Origin of the sequence: Oscillochloris sp. ZM17-4 (genome assembly GCF_019599295.1) — a bacterium.
GTDB lineage: Bacteria > Chloroflexota > Chloroflexia > Chloroflexales > Chloroflexaceae > Oscillochloris.
Window position 1 is genome coordinate 4,422 of record NZ_JAIEWN010000012.1, and the last position, 21,637, is coordinate 26,058.

General features: G+C 68.4%; 11 protein-coding genes and 1 pseudogene. 3 read left to right on the forward strand and 9 right to left on the reverse strand.

Annotated features, from left to right (window positions below):
• Both K2Z83_RS28975 and K2Z83_RS11045 read left to right on the forward strand, forming a co-directional pair.
• Positions 1-2,184, forward strand: a pseudogene (locus K2Z83_RS28975) (acetyl-CoA synthetase); the annotation flags it as partial.
• 143 nt (positions 2,185-2,327) lie between these two features.
• Positions 2,328-4,547, forward strand: a complete 2,220-nt coding sequence (locus K2Z83_RS11045) for a glycosyltransferase family 39 protein (protein WP_220595240.1) — start codon at positions 2,328-2,330, stop codon at positions 4,545-4,547.
• Positions 4,548-4,697: 150 nt separating this feature from the next.
• Here the strand turns inward: K2Z83_RS11045 and K2Z83_RS11050 are convergent, their stop codons facing one another.
• Both K2Z83_RS11050 and K2Z83_RS11055 read right to left on the reverse strand, forming a co-directional pair.
• Positions 4,698-5,297 (reverse strand): sigma-70 family RNA polymerase sigma factor, encoded by a 600-nt coding sequence (locus K2Z83_RS11050; RefSeq protein ID WP_220595241.1) that lies wholly within the window; start codon positions 5,295-5,297, stop codon positions 4,698-4,700.
• A 342-nt stretch (positions 5,298-5,639) separates the two neighbouring features.
• Positions 5,640-8,657 carry a kelch repeat-containing protein gene (locus tag K2Z83_RS11055; protein ID WP_220595242.1) on the reverse strand — a complete coding sequence of 1,006 codons (3,018 nt, stop codon included), beginning with the start codon at positions 8,655-8,657 and terminating at the stop codon, positions 5,640-5,642.
• A 434-nt stretch (positions 8,658-9,091) separates the two neighbouring features.
• Here K2Z83_RS11055 and K2Z83_RS11060 point away from each other — a divergent pair, with 434 nt between their 5' ends.
• On the forward strand, positions 9,092-9,709 hold the full coding sequence (locus K2Z83_RS11060; protein WP_370650148.1) for a LysE family translocator: 618 nt from the start codon (positions 9,092-9,094) through the stop codon (positions 9,707-9,709).
• A gap of 31 nt (positions 9,710-9,740) precedes the next feature.
• On the opposite strand, the gene K2Z83_RS11065 is transcribed toward K2Z83_RS11060, so the two are convergent.
• The 7 genes from K2Z83_RS11065 to K2Z83_RS11095 all read right to left on the reverse strand — a co-directional run bounded on the left by K2Z83_RS11065 (position 9,741) and on the right by K2Z83_RS11095 (position 21,635).
• A complete protein-coding gene (locus tag K2Z83_RS11065; RefSeq protein WP_220595244.1) occupies positions 9,741-10,352 on the reverse strand; it encodes a TetR/AcrR family transcriptional regulator in 612 nt (203 codons plus the stop codon).
• 81 nt (positions 10,353-10,433) lie between these two features.
• Positions 10,434-11,975, reverse strand: a complete 1,542-nt coding sequence (locus K2Z83_RS11070) for an HlyD family secretion protein (RefSeq protein WP_220595245.1) — start codon at positions 11,973-11,975, stop codon at positions 10,434-10,436.
• Between the two features lie 69 nt (positions 11,976-12,044).
• The gene (locus K2Z83_RS11075; protein ID WP_220595246.1) at positions 12,045-15,326 is read right to left on the reverse strand and encodes an efflux RND transporter permease subunit; all 3,282 of its coding nucleotides are present in this window, start codon (positions 15,324-15,326) and stop codon (positions 12,045-12,047) included.
• Between the two features lie 187 nt (positions 15,327-15,513).
• Complete coding sequence (locus K2Z83_RS11080) at positions 15,514-18,045, reverse strand: U32 family peptidase (RefSeq protein WP_220595247.1); 2,532 nt, start codon at positions 18,043-18,045, stop codon at positions 15,514-15,516.
• A gap of 494 nt (positions 18,046-18,539) precedes the next feature.
• Positions 18,540-19,145: a hypothetical protein gene (locus K2Z83_RS11085; RefSeq protein WP_220595248.1), complete on the reverse strand. Its 606-nt coding sequence runs from the start codon at positions 19,143-19,145 to the stop codon at positions 18,540-18,542.
• Entirely contained in the window at positions 19,142-20,662 is a 1,521-nt protein-coding gene (locus K2Z83_RS11090) for a radical SAM/SPASM domain-containing protein (RefSeq protein ID WP_220595249.1), read from the reverse strand. The genes K2Z83_RS11085 and K2Z83_RS11090 overlap by 4 nt, the downstream gene beginning before the upstream one ends.
• A gap of 49 nt (positions 20,663-20,711) precedes the next feature.
• A complete protein-coding gene (locus K2Z83_RS11095; protein WP_220595250.1) occupies positions 20,712-21,635 on the reverse strand; it encodes a class I SAM-dependent methyltransferase in 924 nt (307 codons plus the stop codon).
• Positions 21,636-21,637 lie beyond the last annotated feature (2 nt).

Sequence of the window (21,637 nt, forward strand, 5' to 3'; positions counted from 1 at the left end):
CACCCCGGCGTCGAGCGGATCGTGCGCCAGGCCCGGGGCGTCGGCCGCGGCCCCGCCGTGGACCGGGCGATCAACGCGGTGCGCCTCGGCATCGAGCGCGGCTTCGACGAGGGGCTGGCCCACGAGGCCCGGCTCTTCGCCGAGGCGGTGGTGGACCCTGAGGGCGGCAAGGCCGGCATCAGCGCCTTTATGGAGAAGCGCAGCGCGCCCCTGCCCACCCGCCGCCCGCCGGTGGGCGTCGAGCAGGAGCAGATCCTGATCGCCCAGGGCGACCTGCTGCCCGTCGGCGCGGCATTCTTCCCCGGTGCCACGCCCATCCCCGGCTGGCAGTACGCCCAGGCCGTCGTGCGCGACCCGGCGAGCGGCGCGGGCTCCCACGGCGACCCGGCCGTCGCCGAGCACCAGATCATCATCCCCGTCGAGCGGCCCGGCCCGAGCCAGGCCCTGCTCTACGTGCTGGCCAGCGAGGTCAACTTCAACGATATCTGGGCGATCACCGGCATCCCGGTGAGCCTGTTCGACGAGCACGACCGCGACTGGCACGTGACCGGGTCGGGCGGGGTGGCTCTGGTGGCCGCCCTGGGCGAGGAGGCCCGCCGCGAGGGTCGGCTGAAGGTGGGCGACCTGGTGGCGATCTACGCCGGCCAGAGCGACCTGCTCTCGCCGCTGGCCGGGCTCGACCCGATGGCCGCCGACTTCGCGATCCAGGGCTACAACACGCCCGACGGCTCGCACCAGCAGTTTATGCTGGCCCAGGCCCCGCAGTGCCTGGCGCTGCCGCCCGACATGAGCCTGGAGGCGGCCGGCAGCTTCATGCTCAACCTGGGCACCATCTACCGCGCCCTCTTCACCACGCTGGGCGTGCGGGCCGGGCGCAGCATCTTCATCGAGGGGGCGGCCACCGGCACCGGCCTCGACGCGGCCCGCACCGCCGCGCGCAACGGCCTGGGCGTGGTCGGCCTGGTCAGCTCGGAGGGGCGCGCGGCCACCCTGCGCGCGGCCGGGGCGCGCGGGGCGATCAACCGCAAGAGCCCGGCGCTGGCCGAGTGCTTCACCCGCGTGCCGTCTGACCCGGAGCTGTGGGGCACCTGGGAGCAGGCCGGCGATGCGCTGCTGGAGCGCTTCAGGGGGCAGAACGACGGCCGCCTGGCCGACTACGCCATCTCCCACGCCGGCGAGACGGCCTTCCCGCGCAGCTTCCAGCTCCTCGGCGCGCCGCGCGGCGGCCACACTCCCACCCTCGCCTTCTACGGGGCGAGCAGCGGGTACCACTTCACCTTCCTCGGCAAGCCGGGCGCCGCCAGCCCCGCCGAGATGCTGCGCCGCGCCGGGCTCCACGCCGGCCAGGCGGTGGTGATCTACTACGGAATTGCAGATTGCAGATTGCAGATTGCAGATCCCGGCAATCTGCAATCTGCAATCTACAATCTGCAATCGGCCCTGATCGACCCCCCCGGCCTGGAGGCGGTCGAGGCGGCCAGGGCGATCGGGGCGCGGGTGGTGGTGGTGGCCGCCAGCGAGGCCCAGCGCGAGTTCGTGCAGAGCCTGGGCTTCGGCGCCGCGCTGCGCGGCGTGGTCAGCCTGGAGGAGATCAGGCGGCGGATGGGCGACGCCTTCGACTGGCCGGAGACCATGCCCGACCTGCCGGACTCGCGGGCCGACCCGGCGGGGCTGAAGGAGGCGGTGCGCCGATTCAACGAGCTGACCTTCAAGCCGCTGGGGGCGGCGGTGGGACAGCACCTGCGCAGCGCCGACAACCCGCGCGGCTACCCCGACATCGTCGTCGAGCGGGCCGGCCACGACGCGCTGGCGGTCAGCGCGATGCTGGTGAAGCCCTTCACCGGGCGGGTCGTCTACTTCGAGGAGCTGGCCGGGCGGCGCTTCTCCTTCTTCGCCCCGCAGATCTGGATGCGCCAGCGCCGCATCCTGATGCCCACGGCGAACATCTTCGGGACGCACCTCTCCAACGCCTACGAGATCGTGCGCCTGACCGACGAGATCAGCGCGGGGATGCTGGGCATCACCGAGCCGACCATGGTGCCCTGGGGCGAGCTGCGCGACGCCCACCAGGCCATGTGGGAGAACCGCCACGCCGCCGCCACCTATGTGGTCAACCACGCCCTGCCCGCCCCCGGCATCAGGGGCAGAGATGAGCTCTACGAGGCGTGGGCGAGCCTCGGCTGAGGCCGAAGGCGCGGCCGCCCGGTATGGTATACTCGCCAGCGGTATTTTGGGGCCACAGGTTCTCGGAAATTGCTGTTGTTGTGGCGCAATCTGCCAGCTTCGCTGGCAGATTGCGCCACAACATGTAGAGGGTTTTTGTGCGTATGCGCAGCGTATTTCGCGCCGAGCGATCAGCGCTCGGCGCGCTTGTGATCGTCATCGCCGCCGTGGCCCTGCGGGCGTGGCTGTGGTGGTGGGGCGCGCGCAGCGGGGCCGTGCCGCCGGGCGACCCGGAGGAGTACTACCGGGCGGCGCTGCATATCCTCCAGGGCGGCTACGACGACGCAGGCAAGTGGCTGCGGCCGCCGGGATACCCGGCGCTGCTGGCGCTGATCCTGCCCCTCGCGGGGATGGAGCTGGCGCGGGCCACGCTGATCCAGGCGGCCCTGATGGGGCTGGGGGCGCTCGCCTTCTACGCCTTCGGGCGGCAGATCTTCGGGCGGCACGACGTGGGCGTGATCGCCGGGCTGATCGCCGCGCTGTTCATCCCCCTGGCCGCCTTCGGCAGCGCGATCTACGGCGAGGCGCTCTTCGTCACGCTGATGGTGCTCGCGCTCACCGCGCTCGACCGGGCCGCCCAGCGCGGCGGCTGGCCTATGGCCCTCGCCGCCGGGGCGCTCCTCGCCGCCGCCACGCTGACCCGCGCGGTCGGCCTATTTTTCATCCCGCTGGCCGCCCTGCTGCTGCTGCTCCGCCCGGCCCACACGCAACCCCCAGCCCCCAGCCCCCGCATCCCGCTCGCCATGGGCCGCTGGCCGCTGGCCCTGGCGCTCCTCCTCGGCGCCGCGATCCTGATCGCGCCGTGGGCCGCCCGCAACTACGCCGTCCACCAGCGGCTCATCCTGGTGGACACCAACGGCGGGATCAGCGTCTGGTGGGGGCAGGTGCGCAGCCCCGAGGAGAAGGCCGCCCGCGACGCAGAGCTGTTCGCCGTGCCGAACCTGGCCGACCGCCAGGCGCTCGCCTCCCGCTGGACGATCGAGCGCGTCCGCGAGGACCCGCTGGAGTTCATCGGGCGCATGCGCTTCAAGGTGGCATCTCTGCTGATGCTCCAGACCCGCAACTACGCTGCGGGCGACGTGATCTCGATCGGGTCGGACGGGAGCCCGGTGGTGCAGAACGCCGGCGAGCTGTCGCTGGGGCTGTCGCTGCTGGCGGACGCCCAGTACATCCTGATCATGCTGCTGGGGATCGCGGGGCTCTGCTTCGCGCCGAGCTACCGCCGGGCGCTCCCGGCGCTGCTGTGGGCCGGGCTGACGGTGGCGCTGGTGGCGATCAGCATCGGCCACCCGCGCCTGCGGCTGCCGCTGGTGTCCGCGCTCATCCCCTTCGCCGCCTACGCCCTGGCCCGCGCCCCCGAGGCGCTGCGTGCCAGCGCCCGGCTCCTGCGCGACCGGCGGGCCATCGCGGCACTTGTCGGCGCCGCCCTCTTCCTGGCCCTGATCGTCAGCACGCGCTATGTCACCTGGCTGCGGGGCGAGCGCTACGCCCTGGCGGCGCAGTGGCAGATCGCGCAGGGGGATATGTCCGGCGCGCAGCGGCTGCTCGGACAGGCGCGGGACGTGGATCCGACGAACGCGCTGCGGGCGATCGCCCTGGCCGACCTGGAGCTGCGCGAGGGGCGCTACGCCGAGGCCGACGGGCGCTACGCACAGGCGCTGGAGATCGAGGGGCGCAGCCAGTACGCCCGGGCGAGGCGGATCGGGATCGCCGCGCTGCTCGACCGGCCGGAGGTAGCGCAGGATGAGCTCGCGGCGATCAACGCCTACTGGCGCGCGGGGGATGATCTGTACCGCTGGGCATGGGGTCGGCTGGGGACGCCGCCGCCCGCCCGCGTCGTCCCAGGCGACCCCATGAGCCTCGGGCACTACGCCGGGTTTGCGCCGGCCACGCCTGATCTGCCGCAGGGGCTGTGGACGCTGGGCGCGGGCGAGCTGCGGCTGCGCGGCGGCTGCGGCGACCTGGCGCTCCACCTGCGCGGCACAGCCGGGCAGACCGCCACGGTCTCGGCGGAGGGCTGGCTGACGCCGCAGGCCGTGGCGCTCACCGGCGAGGATCAGGAGATCCGCTGGCCGATGTCGGGCGTCCCCGGCTGCGCCGCTGGGGGGGCGATCATCGTACGGGTGCGGAGCCCGACGCGGCTCCTGGAGACAGGAAGCCGCGCCGGGGCGCCGTCGCCGGGTCCAGCGCGAAGGACCGCGGCGGGGGCAGCGGGTCGAGCGCACGCAGCGCCGTCGCCGTGGCCCGCAGATCCTCAAGCTCGGCCCGCAGGCGCGGCTCGGCGTCGAGGCGGCGCTCAAGGTCGGCCCGCTCGGCCGCGGTGAGGTGATCGTCTATGTATGCGGACAGCAGCTCAAGGTCGCTATCCGGCAGACTATTCAGCTGTGGTTGAGGAGTGTTCATCATCTATAGGGGGTGGTCGCTGCGCCGAAGGGGCCCGGTCGTCCACGATGACTGGTTAAAAACGCGAAACGCTATCCGTCATCATGACGAAATTTTGACGGTAGCAGTTCCCCCGCCCGCAGGATGTCGCGCAGCCTAGCCCGGCCCCGGCTCAGGCGCGACTTGACCGTGCCGAGGTTCGCGCCCGTCACCGTGGCGATCTCCTCATAGGCCATGCCCTGGATGTCGCTCAGGATGATCACCACGCGCTGGTCCTCGGGCAGGTCGGCCAGGCCGCGCTGGATGGCGGCGGCCAGCTCGTGGCGCAGGGCGACATCGTCGGGGCGCTCGCCCTGATCGGGGAGGTCGAAGCCGACTCCATCGTCGTCGGCCACCCCGAGCGCCTGGAGCGAGGTGGATGGACGGCGCTTGCGGGCGCGCAGGACATCGTAGCAGGCGTTGGTGGCGATGCGGAGCAGCCACGAGCGAAACATGCCGCCGCGAAAGCGGCCCAGGCTGCGGTACGCGGAGATGAAGGTGTCCTGCGCGACATCCGCGGCCGCGTCGGGGTCGCCCAGCATCCGGTAGCACAGGTTGTAGACGCGCGACTCGTAGAGGCGCACTAGCTGGTTGAACGACTCGACATCGCCGCGCTGTGCTGCCTCGATCAGGCGCTGCTCTTCGTTGGACATAGGTGTTGGCGCTGCCCTCTTCTATGCGGCACAGCGCCTATTATACCATCGCCGCCAGGCGGGGGCTTGGGGGTGGCTTCGCCACCTCCAACGGTGCGCTGGGGTAACCTATGAGCGTAGGTGCCTCAGCTGGCGACTGACGTCGCAGCGCGGGGGCCTCCGGCCACCCGCCCGCCTCCGCGGGCGGTTCCGGCGTCGGCGCAGGCCGACGCCCGGCGCGCAGCGCCGCTCCGGCGCGACGTCAGTCGCCAGCCAGTGGGGCTTGACCCAGCGCGTATTCGCGCTAACACGATTTTTTGTTGGGATGTTGGCGGCGAAGCCGCCAACATCCCAACAAAAAGCTCAGCGTATGGCCATCGGGAGGTAGGTGCGTAGCCGGGCGTCGATCAGCCAGGTGTCCGCCCCGTAGATCACGCCGTCGAGGCCCGCCCGCCCCCCCGTGACCCACAGGCGGCCATCCGGCAGGAGCGCCGCGGTGGCGAACGCCTTCGGATGTGCGAGCGTGCCGACTGTGGTCCAGCGGTCTGCCGCCGGGTCGTACTGCTCGATCTCGCCGGCAAACGAGTCCCACGTCCACTGCGGCAGATCCTCACGCGCGCCGCCGACGGCCAGGGTCTGCCCATTCGGCAGCTGCGCCAGAACAAACTGGTAGCGTGGCTGCGCGAGCGGTGCCGCAGCCGCCCAGGTGTCTGTCGCCGGGTCGTACAGCTCGGCGCTGGCGAAGACCTTGTGGGCGGAGGCTCCTGGCAGATCCATACCTCCCACCACCAGCGCGCGCCCATCAGGGAGCCTGGCGATCGCGCTGTTCAAGCGCGGCGTCACCATCGGCCCGGTGGCCGCCCACGCGTTGGTCTGCGGGTCGTAGATCAGCGCGTCGCCGCCGCTCGGGACACCCATGAAGCTATCGCCGCCGGCCACCAGCACCCGCCCATCGTCGAGCCGCAGCGCCGCATGCGAGGCGCGGTCGGATGGCAGTGGCGCGACATCCGCCCACGTGTTCGTATATGGGTCGAAGATCTCCACCCGATCCGTACACACGCCGTTGCCGATGCATCCCCCCACGACGAGGACGCGCCCGTCCCGCAGCAGGGTCGCCGTGTGGCCGACGCCGTGCTTGTGCAGCGGCGGGATCACCGTCCAGCGGTCCGCAGCCGGGTCGTACACCTCCGCGTCGTCAAGCCACTGCTGGGGCAAGGTGTAGCCGCCGACCACCAGCACCCGCCCATCCTGAAGCAGCGTCGCCGAGTGATCATGCCGCGCCGTGTGCAGCGGGGCGACCGCAGCGAGCGTGTTGTAGAACGGATCGAAGATTGTCACATCCGCCAGGAACACATCTCGTGCCTTCGTCCCTCCGACCAGCAGGACTCTGCCGTCGGCCAGGCTCGTGGCCGTGTGGTCTGCGCGCGCGATCGGCAGCGTCATCCCCGGCACGACTATCGCCCCTGGCGCAGCTGGCGCAGCTGGCGTCAGCAGGGCGTAGCCCCGGCGCAGCAGCGGGCTCGTCGCCGTCGCCTGCCACAGCACCGGGGTCTTCCCGGCGCGCTCGGACAGGTATCGCCCCCAGCCCAGGGTCTGGAGCGCGATGTTCCACGTGCCTTTGAGATGGTTCCACACCGCAGTGTCAGCCTGACAGTCCGCGCCCGCCGGGAACATCAGGCTCTCGACATTAGTCAGGGGCGAGAAGAGCCCGCCGGCGATCAGCCAGTCCCACATCCGCGTCGCCGCCTGCGGGCGCAGCGACGCGATCAGCCCGGCGTAGTGGGGCATGGCCACGGGCGCCCCCAGCAGATCCGCCCCGTCGTTCACGGGTGAAAACGCCCCGCCGACGCCGAATGCCTGGTAGATGCTGCCCGGCGGCACCGCTGATCGGGATGGCGCTTCGCCGGCAGACAGCCCGAACAGGCCCAGCTGGGCCGGGCACCCCGCCGGGTGATAGGTCGGCTCGTAGAACACCTGCCGGTCGGCCGCCGCTGAGCGGTAGGCATCCCAGTCATTCCCCCAGTAATCGCGGCCGGATGGCGGCGCGACAAAGAGCCAGGCCAGCTCGTCGATAAAGCCGGCCCCGTTGGCGGTGGGCGGCGCGGGGTGGGCGATCCGCGCGACGCCGCCGGTCGAGCCCGCGTAGGCCAGCCCCATCAGCCAGCTCTCCCCGCCGAAGACATCCCAGGCCCAGGCCAGACGCTCGCCCGTGTAGGAGTAGCCCTGCGCGATCATCCCATCCGGCGTAGCCAGATCGGCCCAGTCGATCGCCCGCAGCATGTCCTCCGTGCTGGAGGTGTCCAGCCCCAGGCCGCCCTGCGCGGAGAGCAGGCCAACCGCCGCGATCACGGTGTCTACCGACGACCACTCGGTGCCTGGCGTAATGCTGATCGCGCCGTCCGGCGTCACATTGACGAAGTGCGGCCAGAGGCCGTGGAAGCGCGGCGTATCAGCCAGCAGCGCACGGCTGATCTTGTCCACAATCTGGGCGGCGTCGGCGTGCGCGATCACCCCCAGCTGCTCGGCGACCGCCGTCGCCGCCGCCAGGCTGCCGGTAGACTGGATCGCATCGAACGCGCCGCTCGCATCGCTGGCCCGGTCGCGCACCAGCCCCGTCGTCGGGCTCCAGCTGCTCAGCAGCATGCCGTAGCTCCAGACAAACGCGGCCGTGGCGGTGTCGGTGATCGGCGTGGCGGCGGCGAGCGACACCCGCTCCAGCACGACGCTGTCGCCGGGCGCGGCCTGGTCGAGCACCCAGACCAGCTGGCCGACCGATCCTAATGCGGGCAGATCAAAGGTGACCACCTGCGGCCCGCCCTGCAGGGTGATCTCGCTCTGCCAGCGCAGCACCGCCCCATCCTTCAGCTCGACCCTCAACTGCCGGCCCGCCGTCCCGCGTGCGATCTGGAGGCTGATCCCCGTAACTCGGCTCTGATAGGCTGGCGTGATCGGCGCGGGCAGCAGCGCCGAGAAGTTCACGGCCAACCCCTCGCGCACCGGGTGATCCAGGCTCATCCACACGCCGGCCCAGGTGCTGCCCGGTGCCACTGCCGTCGTCACCTGCCCGGCGCCCCAGGTCACGACGCTGCTGCTGATCACCCCGCGATCTCCCCCCAGGCGGTTGAGGAGGTAGGCCGGCTCGCCCTGGGCGGGCTGCGGCCTGAAGTCATCAACCAGGATCTGGATCGACCGCTCGGGCGGGGCGGGCGGGGCGGCGGTCGGCGCGGGCGCGGCCGTTGGCAGAAGCGGGGCCGCCGGCTGCGCAGGGGAAACCATAGCGGCCAGCAACACGACAAGCAGCGACCCCATCAGCGAGCTCCAAAGGGTATTGGCCCGCCCCCAGGGGCGGGCGACGGCACGACCGGCGAAACGAGTGTTCATAGCGCATCTCCGTGCGTTAGGGTAACGGTTTCGTGTGGAGCACAACAGCTGCCTGATGCATTGGCGTCGGGCCGACGCATGCGCACCGGATGAATCTGCGGGTCGCCCATGCATGGGGTGCGCATGCTTCGGCCCTACCATGCCCCCGGCGGGGATGGGCCGCCCCGGCGGGCCGACACGGGCGGAGGGCGGTCAATCCGGTTTCGGTTAACCGAATGCACATGGGCTGGCCGCCCTCGGCGGGATGGTGATATGGTATACTACGCGCCATGAGCATAACTGTCAGCAGCACGCGCCAGCAGCAGCGCCGCACCCGGTGGCCGGGAGGTACGGCGGTCTGACGTTGCGCAGCTAGCCGAACTCGCGCCCGCCGGGGACCCCCCCGGCGGGCGCTTTGTGTTGTCGCCAGATATAGATGCGAGAGGGAAGAGATGCTGGACTCAGGGTTTCTGCTGCGGGGGCTGCTGGTGGGGTTCGCGATCGCGGCGCCGGTGGGGCCGATCGGGGTGCTGTGCATCAGGCGCACCCTGGCCGACGGGCGGCTCGCCGGCTTTGCCTCGGGGATGGGCGCGGCGACGGCCGACATGATCTACGGGACGGTGGCGGCCCTGGGGCTGACGGCGGTGGCCGATCTGCTGACGGGCGTGAGCCTGTGGGCCCGCCTGCTGGGCGGGGTGTTCCTCTGCTACCTGGGGGTGCGCACGCTGCTTGAGGCCCCGGCCGAGCGCCCGGCGGCGGCGGGGGCGCGCGGGCTGCTGGGGGCTTACGCGTCCACCTTCGCGCTGACGATCACGAACCCGGCGACGATCATCGCCTTCGCGGCGGTGTTCGCGGGCATGGGCGCGGCCAGCGGGGTCTCTGGATACGGCGACGCGCTGCTGCTGGTGGCGGGGGTATTCAGCGGCTCGGCCCTCTGGTGGCTGCTGCTGAGCGGCGGGGTGAGCCTGCTGCGCAGCAGGGTGACGCCGGCGTCCCTGCGCTGGGTGAACCGCGGCGCCGGGGCGATCATCCTCGGCTTTGGCGTGGTGGCCCTGGCGAGCCTGCTCCCCTGATACGCCCGTAGGGACGCAGCGCGCTGCGTCCCTACGGGCGAGAGTCCGGCGCGAGCCCCCGGCGGAAGATCTCGATGACCGTGTCAGGCATGTGCTCGCGGCTCGGCGCGTCGATCGCGCTCAGGTAGCCGATGTGCGGCGACATAAACAGGGCGTAGAAGACCCGCACAATACTCGCCTGGTCGAAGCGAGGGTCGATCTCGCCACCGCTGATTGCCTGGCTCACCAGATCAACCACCACCGCGTCGATCTTACAGATCTGGTTCATATGCTCCTGGTGTCCCTTGAGCATATGCACGATATCGGGCATCCAGAGCTGCATCGCCATCACGCGCTCGTCGAGCTGCACCTGCACCCCAGTGCGCAGCAGGTCGATGAGCCGATCCATCGGAGATCGCTCTGTCGCGCCATCATCGTCGACGACCGAGAACAGGCGCTCCATCACCTGGATCGCCATCGCCGCCACCAGCGCCTCCTTGGTGGAGAACTGGCTGTAGAGGGTGGGCTTCGAGACGCCGACGCGGGCCGCCAGCTCGTCCATCGACATCGCGGCGTAGCCCCGCTCGGCGATCAGGCTCTGGGCCGCCTCCAGGATCTCGTCGCGGAGCATCTGCCGTCGGCGCTCACGTAGGCTGCTCACCATGGGATGGCCTTTCTTCCAAAAGAGGGAGGGTTGGGGAGGGCGGAGCCCTCCCCAACCCTCATCCCTCTCCTGGGGAGGGTGTCACAGCTGGATGCTGACGCGGGCGCTCATACCTGCGCGCAGGCCCTCCTGCGTGTCGAGGACGATCCGCACCGCGTAGGTGCGCACTGTGCCAGAGACCGTCGCCGTCGGGGCGACGTAGGTCACCTTCCCAGTGAAGGTCTGTCCAGGGATGGCGTCCACCTCAACCGTGGCGGACTGGCCCTCGCGCACCTTGGCCACATCGGTGTCGCTGATATTCACCTCGATCCGCAGCTCGCTTACGTCCACCACCTGGATGACCATCTGGCCCGAGCCGTTGGACAGGTCGCCCGGGTCGATATTGACCAGCGAGACCGTGCCGGCGAAGGGGGCCTTGATCGCCGCCTTGTCGCGGTTGAGCTTGGCGGCGTCGCGGGCGGCCTCGGCTGCCTTCACCTGGGCCAGGACCCCGGCGACGGTGGCCTCGGTCGGGTCGGAGGTGATCTGGCTGAGGTTGGCCTGGGCGGCGGCGAGGCCGGCCTGTGCCGAGGCGAGCTGGCCGGCGCGCTGGTCGCCCTTGAGCTTATTGAGGTTCGCCCGGGCCTGGGCCACGGCGGCGTCGGCGGCGGCCCGCTGGTCGGCGGTCGCGCCATCGATCAGCTTCTGCAGGCTGGCCTGGGCGCTGCTCAGCTGGGCCTCAGATGCCTGGACCCCATCGATCTCATTCTGCTGGGACTGTGCGTAGGCCACCTGCGACTGCTGGAAGGCGTTCTGGGCGCTCTCCACCCCGCGCAGCGCCTGGGCCTCCTGATCCTTCAGCGCCTGCGGCAGATCGCCGGGCAGCTTCTCTAGCCTACGGTTATCCCAGTAGATCCGCGAGTAGGCGTCTTGGGCGTTGCGCAGCGCATTAGCGGCCGAGTCCATCTGCAGGCGGGCGCTCTGCTTGGCCGCCGAGAGGTTGGTGCGCTGTATCTCCAGGCTGGCGCTGGCCTGCTGCACGGCGGCCTGGGCCTGCTGCAGGTCGGTGGCCTTCGGCCCGGCGGCGATATCGGCCTGGCGGGCGACGGCCTGCTGGAGGTTCGCCTCGGCGGCGGCGATGTCCTGGTCCGTCACGGCGCCCCGCGTCTGGCGCACCCCGGCGGCGGCCTGGGCGACCTGGGCCTGGGCGGCGGCGACCTGGTCGGGCGTCGCCCCGTCGATCGTGCGCTGGTAGTTGGCCTGCGCCGAGGCCAGCTGTGCCTCAGCCTGGGCCACCTGGAGATCGAGCTCGCGGGTGTCCAGCGTGGCCAGCTCCTGGCCCTCGGTCACCACCGCGCCCTCCTCCACCAGCACAGCGGCCACGGTGCCAGGCACCCGAAATCCCAGCTCGGCGGTGCGCTTGGCGGCGACCTCGCCCGAGGCCGTCACCCCCAGGCTGATCGCGGGTGCCCCTGCGGCGGGCGCGATGGTGGCCCCGGCGGCCGGCCCGCCCGAGCCACCGCTGTCGGCCAGCACCATTGTCGGGACGGCGCCTGCGGGCTCGGCGGTGGGTGTCGCCGCAGGCGCGGCGCAGGCGCTCAGCGCGGCGGCGATCAGGGCGGCGGCGAGTATCTTCTTATGCATGGGTTCCTCAGAAAGAGCTTATACAGAGAGGGGCATGGGGAGAGAGAAGTCTCTCCCCAAAGAGCATACTTAATCGCCGACCGTCTCGCCTGCGGGTGTGCCGGGCTGTCCAGCGGGCGCGCTCGCCAGTGCGGCGGGTGCCTCGGGCTGCGCGGCGGGTGCCTCGGGCTGGGCCGATTCACCCCGGCGGAACAGGCCCATAAAGCGGCTCACCGCCGAGTCAAGCAGGCTATAGACCGTCGGTACCACCAGCAGGGTCAGCACCGTCGAGGTGGTGATGCCGCCGATCAGCACCAGGGCCAGTCCGCGGCGGAACTCGGAGCCCTCGCCGCTGCCGAAGATGTGCAGCCCGATCGCGGTGGGGATGGCACCGGCCACCAGGGCCGCCGAGGTCATCAGGATGGGCCGCAGGCGGATGGCGCCGGCCAGGCGCAGCGCCTGGTGCTTCTCCACGCCCACCCGGCGCAGCCGGTTGGTGAAGTCCACCAGCAGGATGGAGTTCTTCACCACCACGCCCAGGAGCATGATCAGGCCGATCATGCCGGTGATGTCCAGGTCAACCTGAAAGATGCGCAGGGCCAGGAATGCGCCGATGAAGCTGAAGGGCATCGCCATCATGATCACCAGCGGCTGGGTGAAGGAGCCGAACTGCGAGGCCAGCACCATATAGACGAACAGCACCGAGAGCGCCATCGCCACCAGCAGCGAGCCGAAGCCCTCGGTGGTCTGCTGGAGCGTGCCCTGGTAGCTCACCACGATATCGCCGGGGATGCCTAATGCATTGATCTTCGGCTGTAGCTCGTTGGAGACATCGGTCAGGTTACGGCCCTCAAGGTTCGCGCCGATCAGCAGCTGGTTCAGCCGGTCGTAGCGCCGGATGGTGGTCGGGCTGCTGTCCAGCGACACCGTGCCCAGCGAGCTGAGCGGCACCACGCCAGAGCGGGTGGGGATGGTGATCGCGCTGAGCGCCTGGACGCTGCTGCGGTCATCGGGGCGCAGGCGCACCACCACATCGGTGTCCACGCCGTTCTGGCGCAGCACGGTGGCCCGGCTGCCGTTGATCAGGGCGCGCACCGAGGTCGAGATGTCGTCGTTGGTGATGCCCAGGTCGCCGATCCGACCGGGGTCGGCGTTGAAGCGCAGCTCCGGCTTGCCGGATGTGTAGTTGGTGTCGATATCGACCAGGCCCGGCACATCACCCATCGTGCTACGCACCGCATCGACTACCGGTGCCAGATCGGCCAGCGGGCGGGTGCTCTGTAGGCTCACCTGGAGCTCGCGGCCGGCAACGCCGGTGCTACTCTGCTGGAAGCTGGGCACGCTGAACGAGAGCCGCGGTGCGAAGCCGAGCTGGCCGCGCAGGCGCTCCTGCACCGTCAGCGTAGGGGTGTCCTTGCTGATCTTGATCGAGAACTCGGCGCGCTCGGGGTTGCCACTAAAGCCAACCGTGCTGATCACCGTCTGCATGGCTGGGTCGGCCTTGAGCACATCCTCGACCTGGCGAGCGATGCGGTCCGTCTCCTCAAGGGCGGTGCCGGCCGGCAGCTCGAAGCCCATAATGAACTGGTGGTTATCCTGCTCGGGGAAGAACGAGAACTTCAGGCCGCTGGCTACCACGCCGCTGAGCAGCAGCACGCCGACGGCGACCGCCACGATGATCATGCGGTTCCGCAGCGAGTTGAGGCTCCAGGCCAGCAGGCGGCCGTAGACGCGCCCCATGCGGCCCGGGTCCTCGTGGGCCTCCTCGATCAGCCCGGCGTCACGCTCGCTGAGCTCGATATCGGCCGCGCCGATCTTCAGGTCGGGTATGACGTCGTGGTGCTGCGTGGCGTGCTTCTTCGCCTTCGGCTTGATGTTCGGGAAGAGGTTGGCCGACATCATCGGGGCGAAGGTGAAGGCCTCGACCAGCGAGAGCAGGATGGCGATCGCCACGATCAGGCCGAAGGAGCGGAACACGATCCCGGCGGTGCCCTCGGCGAAGGTGACGGGCACGAACACCGCGACGATCGTCAGGGTCATCGCCAGCACCGAGAGGCCCACCTCCCAGGTGCCCTTCGACGATGCCACGCGGGGGCTGTCGCCGCGCTCCAGGTGGCGGAAGATGTTCTCGCGCACCACGATCGCGTCGTCGATCACCAGGCCCACACAGAGCGAGAGCGCCAGCAGGCTGATCAGGTTGATTGTGATCCCAAAGAGCGGCATGAAGATGAAACTGCCGATCAGGATCACCGGCAGGCCGATCATGGTGATGATCGTGCTGCGCAGGTTGCCGAAGAACAGCCAGACCACCAGGAAGGCGGCCAGGGCGGCGAAGGCCAGCTCTTCGATCGAACTGTTCACCGAGTCGCGCACCGAGGTCGAGTCGTCGCGCGGGATGGTGTAGGTCAGATCGGGCCGGGCGGCGAAGGTCTTCTCCAGGGTGGCCCGCACGTTGTCGGCCACCTGCACCGTGTTGGTGCCGGACTGCTTGAGGATGGACAGGATGATCGCGTTGTCGCCGTTGAGCCGCGAGTAGCTGGTGCTGTCAGCGACGCCATCCTCGATGGTGGCCACATCGGACACCCGGTAGCTCGTGCCGGTGATCTGGATGCGCCCGATGTCATCGGGGGTCTGCAGCAGGCTCGGCGCGCGCAGGCCGATATCCTGGCTGCCCTGGGTGATCGTGCCCAGGCCAAGCGTGGCGTTGGCCTGCTGGAGCGAGCGGGTGATCTGCGAGGGCAGGATGCCGTAGGCCTGCAGCTTGCTCAAGTCCATCAGCACATTGATCTGGCGCACCTGGCCGCCGTTCACCGTGATATTGCCCACGCCGCCGGCGCGCTGGAGCAGCGGCACAATGTCGTTCTCCAGCGTTGTGCGCAGCTCAAGCGGCGACTGGCCGGCCGTCCCCGAGACCGCGACCTGCATAATCGGTGCGGCGTTCGGGTCGAAGCGCTGGAAGACCGGGTCGCGCACATCCTGCGGCAAGGCCGGCATCACGCCGTTCACCTTCTCGCGCACGTCCTGGTCGGCCAGGTTAATGTCCGTCCCCGTCTTAAACGAGAGAATAATCAGGCCGAAGCCATCGTTGGCCTGTGAGGTGATATGCTCAAGCCCCTCCAGCGTGTTGACCGCATCCTCGATCGGCTTGACCACCTGGTCGGCCACGCTCTCGGGGCCTGCGCCGGGGTAGGTGACCGTCACCGCCACCACGGGCACGTCGATGTCGGGCAGCAGGTTGACCGGAGTTGTGTTAAAGGCCAGGATGCCGAACGTAATGACCGCCAGCATCACCATGGTGATGAAGACTGGCTGGTTGATCGCAACATCGGATATCGCCAGGCCATGGATCTTTTCGCGCCGGCGTGGTGCCATTCGATCCTCCCCAGAGGCTATTACTTGTTCAGGTTTTGCACAGGCACACTATATTTAACTATAGCGTAAAAGAACCTGACGCGCAAGTAGGCCATTGGGAGGATTAGGGCATCACCCGGATGGGTGAGGGAGAGATGATTGACTGGATGGTGTTTGCGAGCTGCGCTCGCAAACACCATCCAGTCAATCACATAAGGGGTATCAGCTCGTAGCCCTCGGGCACGAAGAGGCTGCCCTCGGTGGTGCCCTGCGGCGAGACCTGGGCGAGCTGGCGGGATAGCTCGGCGGCTGAGGTCGTGCCGGCCAGGTACTCGGCGAAAGCGCGGCCCACCTGCGCCACCTGCGCGCCCGTCTCGTGGACAAACTCCAGGCGGTAGTGGGCCACCCCGGCCTCGCGCCAGAGGTCCATATGCCGGCTGGCCTCCTGGGCCTCGGCCCCGAAGACCGTGTTGCGGCAGCCGACATCGGCCATCACCGGGTGCGCCCGGCCGCGCTCGTCGCGCAGCTCCACCCGCTGCGTCTCGCAGGGGTGCCCGCAGTCCTTGTAGCTGGTGCCGCTTGAGAGGAAGCGGCAGAAGACACAGTGCTCGGTGTGGAAGACCGGCAGGTGCTGGTAGGCCACCGCCTCAATCGCGGCGGGGCCGACCTCGCGGGCCAGGTCGGCCACCTGGGCCGCGTTCAGGTCGTAGGTCGGCGTGAGCCGCTCCAGGCCGAGGCCCATGAAGATCTCGGCGGTGAGCTGGTTGGCCGTGTTCAGGCTGAAGTCGCCGATCAGGGCCGGGCGATCCTCGACCTGGAGGGCCTGGAGCAGCCCGCCGGAGCGCACCAGGATCGGGCAGCCCAGCTTCAGCAGGAAGTACACCACACGCTGCTCGCTCGGCTTGAGCACCCGCGGGCTGGCCACGCGGGCCTCGATGCCCGCCGCTTGCACGCGCTCCACGGCGGGCCGCAGCCCGTAGAGCTCCAGGTAGTCCAGCGTGATGCTGGCCGGCCGCAGCTCCAGCGCGGCGTCGAGTTGCTCGGGGGTGCGAACGAGCAAGTGCAGGAGGCAGGAGGCAGGCCGCTCGCTACGCTCGCTGCCTCCTGCCTCCTGCCTCCTGCCTCCTGCCTCCTGCCTCCTGCCTCCTGCCTCCTGCCTCCTGCCTCCTGCCTCCTGCCTCCGCCCTAGCGCCTCCGCCGCCTCCCGCCGCAGGCTGTTCAGCAGCGAGCTGGGCGCGAAGGGCTCGCCTTGTATGTCCAGCTCAAGCCCGGCCAGCTCATAGGGCGTGCCGCCCAGGCGGCCGAGCTGCTCGCGCAGGTAGGCCTCGTCCACGGCGCGGCGCTGGGCGTGGCCGAGGGGCTCCGCAGACCGCACGCTGGCGCTCAGCTCGGGGCGAGATACCAGGGCGAAGGTAAGCTCCAGCGGCGCGCCCTCGTGGGCCACGACGCGGGCCGTCAGCGGCTGGCGGCGCAGGGGCGCGGCCGGGGCGATGTAGGGCCGCGCCGCCCTGTCGAGATCAGGGTCGTGGGTGCGCCAGAGCAGGTCGCCCGGCCGGATGCGGCTGAAGTCCAGCGCGCCATAGGCGAACTCCAGCTCCAGCAGGCCGTCGCGGGTCGGGGTGGCGATGTAGAGCCGCCCGCCCTCCTCGCGCTCCTGGGGGCTGCGCCAGTCGGCCGCGTCGAAGACCACGCCGTCGCCGGCCTTCAGCGGGGCCGCAGCGATCTCGGGGTTCGGCTCGACCAGCACATAGTCGGCGAAGACCCGGTCCACCCTGCCGGCCAGCACGCCGCGGTGGCGCGGCGAGCGCCCGCGCACCACCTTCTGGTGGTCCGTCCCAGAGATAAAGTAGTCGCCCAGGCCGCGCGAGTAGACCTGCTCCAGGTGGATCTCATCGGCGCGGGTGATGCTCAGCGGCAGGCCGGCCCAGGCCTCATCGATCGCCCGGCGGTAGGCGCTCGTCGTCAGGGCCACATACTCCTCGCCCTTGTAGCGGCCCTCGATTTTGATCGCCGAGACGCCGATCTGCACAATCTCGGGGATATGCTGGAGCGCGTAGAGGTCGCCCGGCGAGAGCAGGTAGCGCGCGTCGCCGAGGGGCACGTGGCGGCCATCGACGATCAGCTCGTAGGGCAGGCGGCATGCCTGGGCGCACTGGCCGCGGTTGGCGCTGCGGCCGCCCCAGGCCTCCGACGAGAAGCACTGGCCGGAGTAGGAGACGCAGAGCGCGCCGTGGCCGAACATCTCCAGCTCCAGGTCGGTGGCGGCGCGGATGGCCCGCACGTCGGCCAGGCTGAGCTCGCGGGCCAGCACCACCCGGCTAACGCCGAACTGCCTCGCCAGCTCCACGCCCTCGGCGCTGGTGATGCTCATCTGGGTGCTGCCGTGGATGGCCAGGCCGGGGGCGATCTGGTGGGCCATGCGGGCCACGCCGACATCCTGGACAATGATCGAGTCGGCCCCGGCGGCGGCGATCTGCTCCAGGGCGCGGGCCGCCTCGCGCAGCTCGTGGTCGAACACCAGCGTGTTGAAGGTCACATAGCCTTTCACGCCGCGCCGGTGGAGCGTGCGCAGAGCATCGGGCAGCTCCTCCAGGGTGAAGCCAACCTTAGCGCGGGCCGAGAAATGGTTCAGCCCGAAGTAGACGGCGTCGGCCCCGGCCTCAATCGCGGCCTGGAGCTGCGGCCAGTGGCCGGCCGGGCTCATCACCTCGGGCTTTATTGGTTTGTGCGTGTCGCTCATGCTCCCATTGTACAAGAAATAGCGCCATGCTGCGCTCGCGGCGGCTCTGCCGCCAGGGCTTTGGATTTGGGCGACGAATCCGCCCAAATCCAATACAAATGCGAAGCCCGCCTTCGCGGGCTGGCCGAGGCTGCGCAGGCGGCCTTTGTAGAACCTAGCGGGGGGCTTCAGCCCATGTGCATGAGGTTAACCGAAACCGGATTGACCGCCCGCCGCCCCGTGTCGGCGCGTCGGGGCGGCTCATCCCCGCCGGGGGGCACCGTAGGGCCGAAGCATGCGCACTCCATGCATTGCGACCCGCAGATTCATCCGGTGCGCATGCCTCGGCCCTACCTATGCCGGGGGCGGCCATCCCCTATGCGGGAGGTTCATCGGTGTCATGTGGCAGTGGAAGATGGAGACTCCTTGCACTACACGAAAGCCGTTAACCTAAGGCACATGGGGCTTCAGCCCCTGGCGGCGGCGGCGCACAGGGAGGGTTTTGCGGTATTGTGTCAATAGCTTTGAAGCAAGTGCGGGCGTAGTGTGAAAATCTGCTTCACTAGTTCATGGTAGCGCCCGTGACGTTCTGCGTACCTAATGAGTTCGCGTGCCTTTCCGTCCTTGCTAGATGTCGGAAAGGTCTCGTGGTCGATGTTCAGCGTGTAGCAAAGGCCATTGATCTCTTCATTGCTAAAGTGTTGTGTCAGTAGTTGATAGATAGTTATTCGGTCAAGCTTCTCCACGAGCGATGCAATCTTGACCGCTGTCTGATCGCCCGGCCGCGATGGATCTACTGTGGGGAGCGGCCGGTTTATCGAACCATCGTGGTAGAAATTGATCGAAATCTTGATAATGTTATTTCCGGCCACATCTTGAAATTGCACATCCCCGATAGCGTTTTCTTTGCCGAAGGAGATAAGCGTCTGACCGTTTGAGGCTTCTTTACCGGCCAGAACTTCGAGCAAGTATTTCATGTCGGGCGTCTTAGTAAACTCCTCTGCCAAGGGTTCACCCTGAACTGCCGCTATCAGAGCTCTGGCAAGCTGAGCGGCGTTCGCCTGCTGCCCGGTGGGCACCATGCCCTGGAGGGCTTGCTGTAGCTCTTGGGAGGTGATCATGCTGCAGCCCTTTCTACTGGGTTTGGAGCGGAGTATTCGGGCGCGAACGTGGCAATACGCAGGGCCTCCAGCCGTAAGAGCGCTGGAAAGAGGGCCTTATAAATAGCGCAGTTGGGTGAGCGGATGTCGTAACGGCCTGTCGCCCTGTAGGTTTGCACAGGGCAGCCACCGGCACACCAGTAGCGCCATGTGCAGCTCTGGCATCCCTCCTTAGCGTCGACCGATACATTCTGGAGGCCGATCACCGAGCTGCGCAGCTCGTGTAGGGGGTCGGCGGCGAATATCGTTGTGATGGGCCGCTCAATTTCCATCGGACATTTCGCTATCTGCCCGTGCTGGTCGACCACCAGATAGCTGCTGCCCGCAGCGCAGGTATGATCGTGGGCGGCTAGAAAATTCGCTTTGTCGACGAGCGATTCCAGCAGGCTACGCCGCGGGAGGCGTTGCTCAATATGGCTGAGTGCGGCCAGAAGCGCTGCGATGATGTGCTGCTCGCCAAACCGTAAGTGCGTCTCACAGGCCGATTGCTCATGCTCGCGGTAAAAGCTTAATGTAAACGGCAGATCGAGATCGAGCAGGTAGTCAAACAGCTGCGGGAGCCCATCGAGGGTATACTCAGAGACGGTGATCGCGATAGTGGGGACCAACCCAGCTTCCAGCAAGGTCTGTATCCCGCGTTGCACATATACAAAGGAGCCGCCGCCATTAACAAGGCGTCGCTCCGCGTCGTGGTGTGCACCGATGCCATCGAGAGAGATGCAGATCCCGATCCCCTGCTCCCGCAGCTTTCTCGCCGTACTGGCCGAGATGGCAATGCCGTTGCTCAAGACGAGCGACTGTACGCTGACAGAACTTATCGCGGCTTTCTCCTGGGCATAGGCGTTGAGCGAGAGGACAAGACTCAGGTTCAGCAGGGCCTCGCCGCCGGAGAACTTGAGCTTAACCTTGGAGAAGCCATGCTGCTCAGCGCTGGCGAAGAGCATGTCGATCGTGTGTCGACCGACCTCATGCGACATGCGATCAGCCGTCTTGCGGATATAACAGTATGAGCAGCGCAGATTGCAGTCGTTTGTGCTGTGCAGCCATGCGGCCAGGGTCTTTGCCGGCTGGAAGATGGGCATGAGCTCGCGGCCTGGCTCGATCAGCAGATCGTAGGCCGCGAGCTGCGCGATCACGGCGTGCGCGCCGCTGACCTGCGGGGTGTCCGTCGCTGCGATCTGCTGGGGGAGAGCGAAGCTGTCGAGCAGATGGGCCGCCCGCGGGGTCAGCACGATCACGCCCGCCGCCGAGAGCGGGTTGAAGACAAACTCCCGACCATCGGAAAGCTGATCTCGGTACAGGCCGGGGGCCTGCTGGAGCTGAGCCGGCAGAGGCACCGATATGCCAGGCACAAAGGTGTTTGTGGATGTGTCGTCTAGGCCGAGACTACAGTCACAGTCGCAATCTGCGGTGAAGATCTCGGCATGCGGAATCATCTGCCGATGCATGAGATCGGGCAGGGCGCGGGCAATGGGCATCGGCAACTTCCTTCTACAGCGTGGGTGGCGGTCGTGCAGTCAGCATCCATCAGGACGCGAGTCGACCGGCAACGGCATACCCGGTATAGTGCTCGTCGTCGCGGAGGAGCACCTCAACTGGCGCAAACCCGGTCTCACGCAGCCGTGCAGCCATCTGCTCGGGCGACGAGAAGATGGCAAATACGGCCTCGGGCTCTTCGCAGAGCAGCACCTTGAGGTTAAAATCAGACTTGCCCTCCTGCGGGTCGGCGATCAAGAAGGCCCCGCCGGGCCTGAGACAGCGGTATGCGGCGCTGATCGTAGCGAGCTGATCGGTGGGGTGCAGATGGTGGAGCGCGTAAGAACACGTCACGAAATCGACACTCGCCGACTCAGCCTGGCTCAGGTAGCCCACCATATCGGCATTGATGATCGCCACCTGGATCGCTGCCGCCTGCTGATTGATTCGTGCGGCGCGCTCGCCAGCAATCGCCAGCAGCGCCGGGGTAAACTCAACCGCGCTGATATGGGCTGCCATACCTGCCTGTGCCAACCTCGCAGCGATATGGCCGGTTGTCCCGAGTGTCCCTGCTCCCAGATCGAGCACATGTAAGGGCCACCTGGTACGCTTCGCATAGGCGACAATTGCAGCGCCGATCGCGTCGTTGGCTTTATGGATATGCGGGATGCCAGGACCCTCCAGCCGCTCTGGCGTGACCCAGCTCTGGAAGACTATCTGCGCCATCTCCTTGAACTCGGCTGGCGTCAGTTGCTCCAGCACCCACCCCTGAATCCACTCGGCATGGTATCGTTCGAGGCTCCCATAAGTCGCGAACAGCCCGTCGATTGCACGTACGATCAATGCGGTCTTCGTATACAGGCTACTGGCGGGGTCGATGCCCAGGCCCTCGAAGCGCTGTTGCAGGATCGAAGCCTGCGGCGCCTTGGTTGGGATGGCCTGGAGGAATTCACCAAGAGACGGCTGCTGTGCCATTG

Coding starts and splice junctions, on each gene's coding strand:
- K2Z83_RS11045 (WP_220595240.1), top strand. CDS start 2,328: ATGCGCAGCGTATTTCGCGCCGAGCGATCAGCGCTCGGCGCGCTTGTG.
- K2Z83_RS11050 (WP_220595241.1), bottom strand. CDS start 5,297: ATGTCCAACGAAGAGCAGCGCCTGATCGAGGCAGCACAGCGCGGCGAT.
- K2Z83_RS11055 (WP_220595242.1), bottom strand. CDS start 8,657: ATGAACACTCGTTTCGCCGGTCGTGCCGTCGCCCGCCCCTGGGGGCGG.
- K2Z83_RS11065 (WP_220595244.1), bottom strand. CDS start 10,352: ATGGTGAGCAGCCTACGTGAGCGCCGACGGCAGATGCTCCGCGACGAG.
- K2Z83_RS11070 (WP_220595245.1), bottom strand. CDS start 11,975: ATGCATAAGAAGATACTCGCCGCCGCCCTGATCGCCGCCGCGCTGAGC.
- K2Z83_RS11075 (WP_220595246.1), bottom strand. CDS start 15,326: ATGGCACCACGCCGGCGCGAAAAGATCCATGGCCTGGCGATATCCGAT.
- K2Z83_RS11080 (WP_220595247.1), bottom strand. CDS start 18,045: ATGAGCGACACGCACAAACCAATAAAGCCCGAGGTGATGAGCCCGGCC.
- K2Z83_RS11085 (WP_220595248.1), bottom strand. CDS start 19,145: ATGATCACCTCCCAAGAGCTACAGCAAGCCCTCCAGGGCATGGTGCCC.
- K2Z83_RS11090 (WP_220595249.1), bottom strand. CDS start 20,662: ATGCCCATTGCCCGCGCCCTGCCCGATCTCATGCATCGGCAGATGATT.
- K2Z83_RS11095 (WP_220595250.1), bottom strand. CDS start 21,635: ATGGCACAGCAGCCGTCTCTTGGTGAATTCCTCCAGGCCATCCCAACC.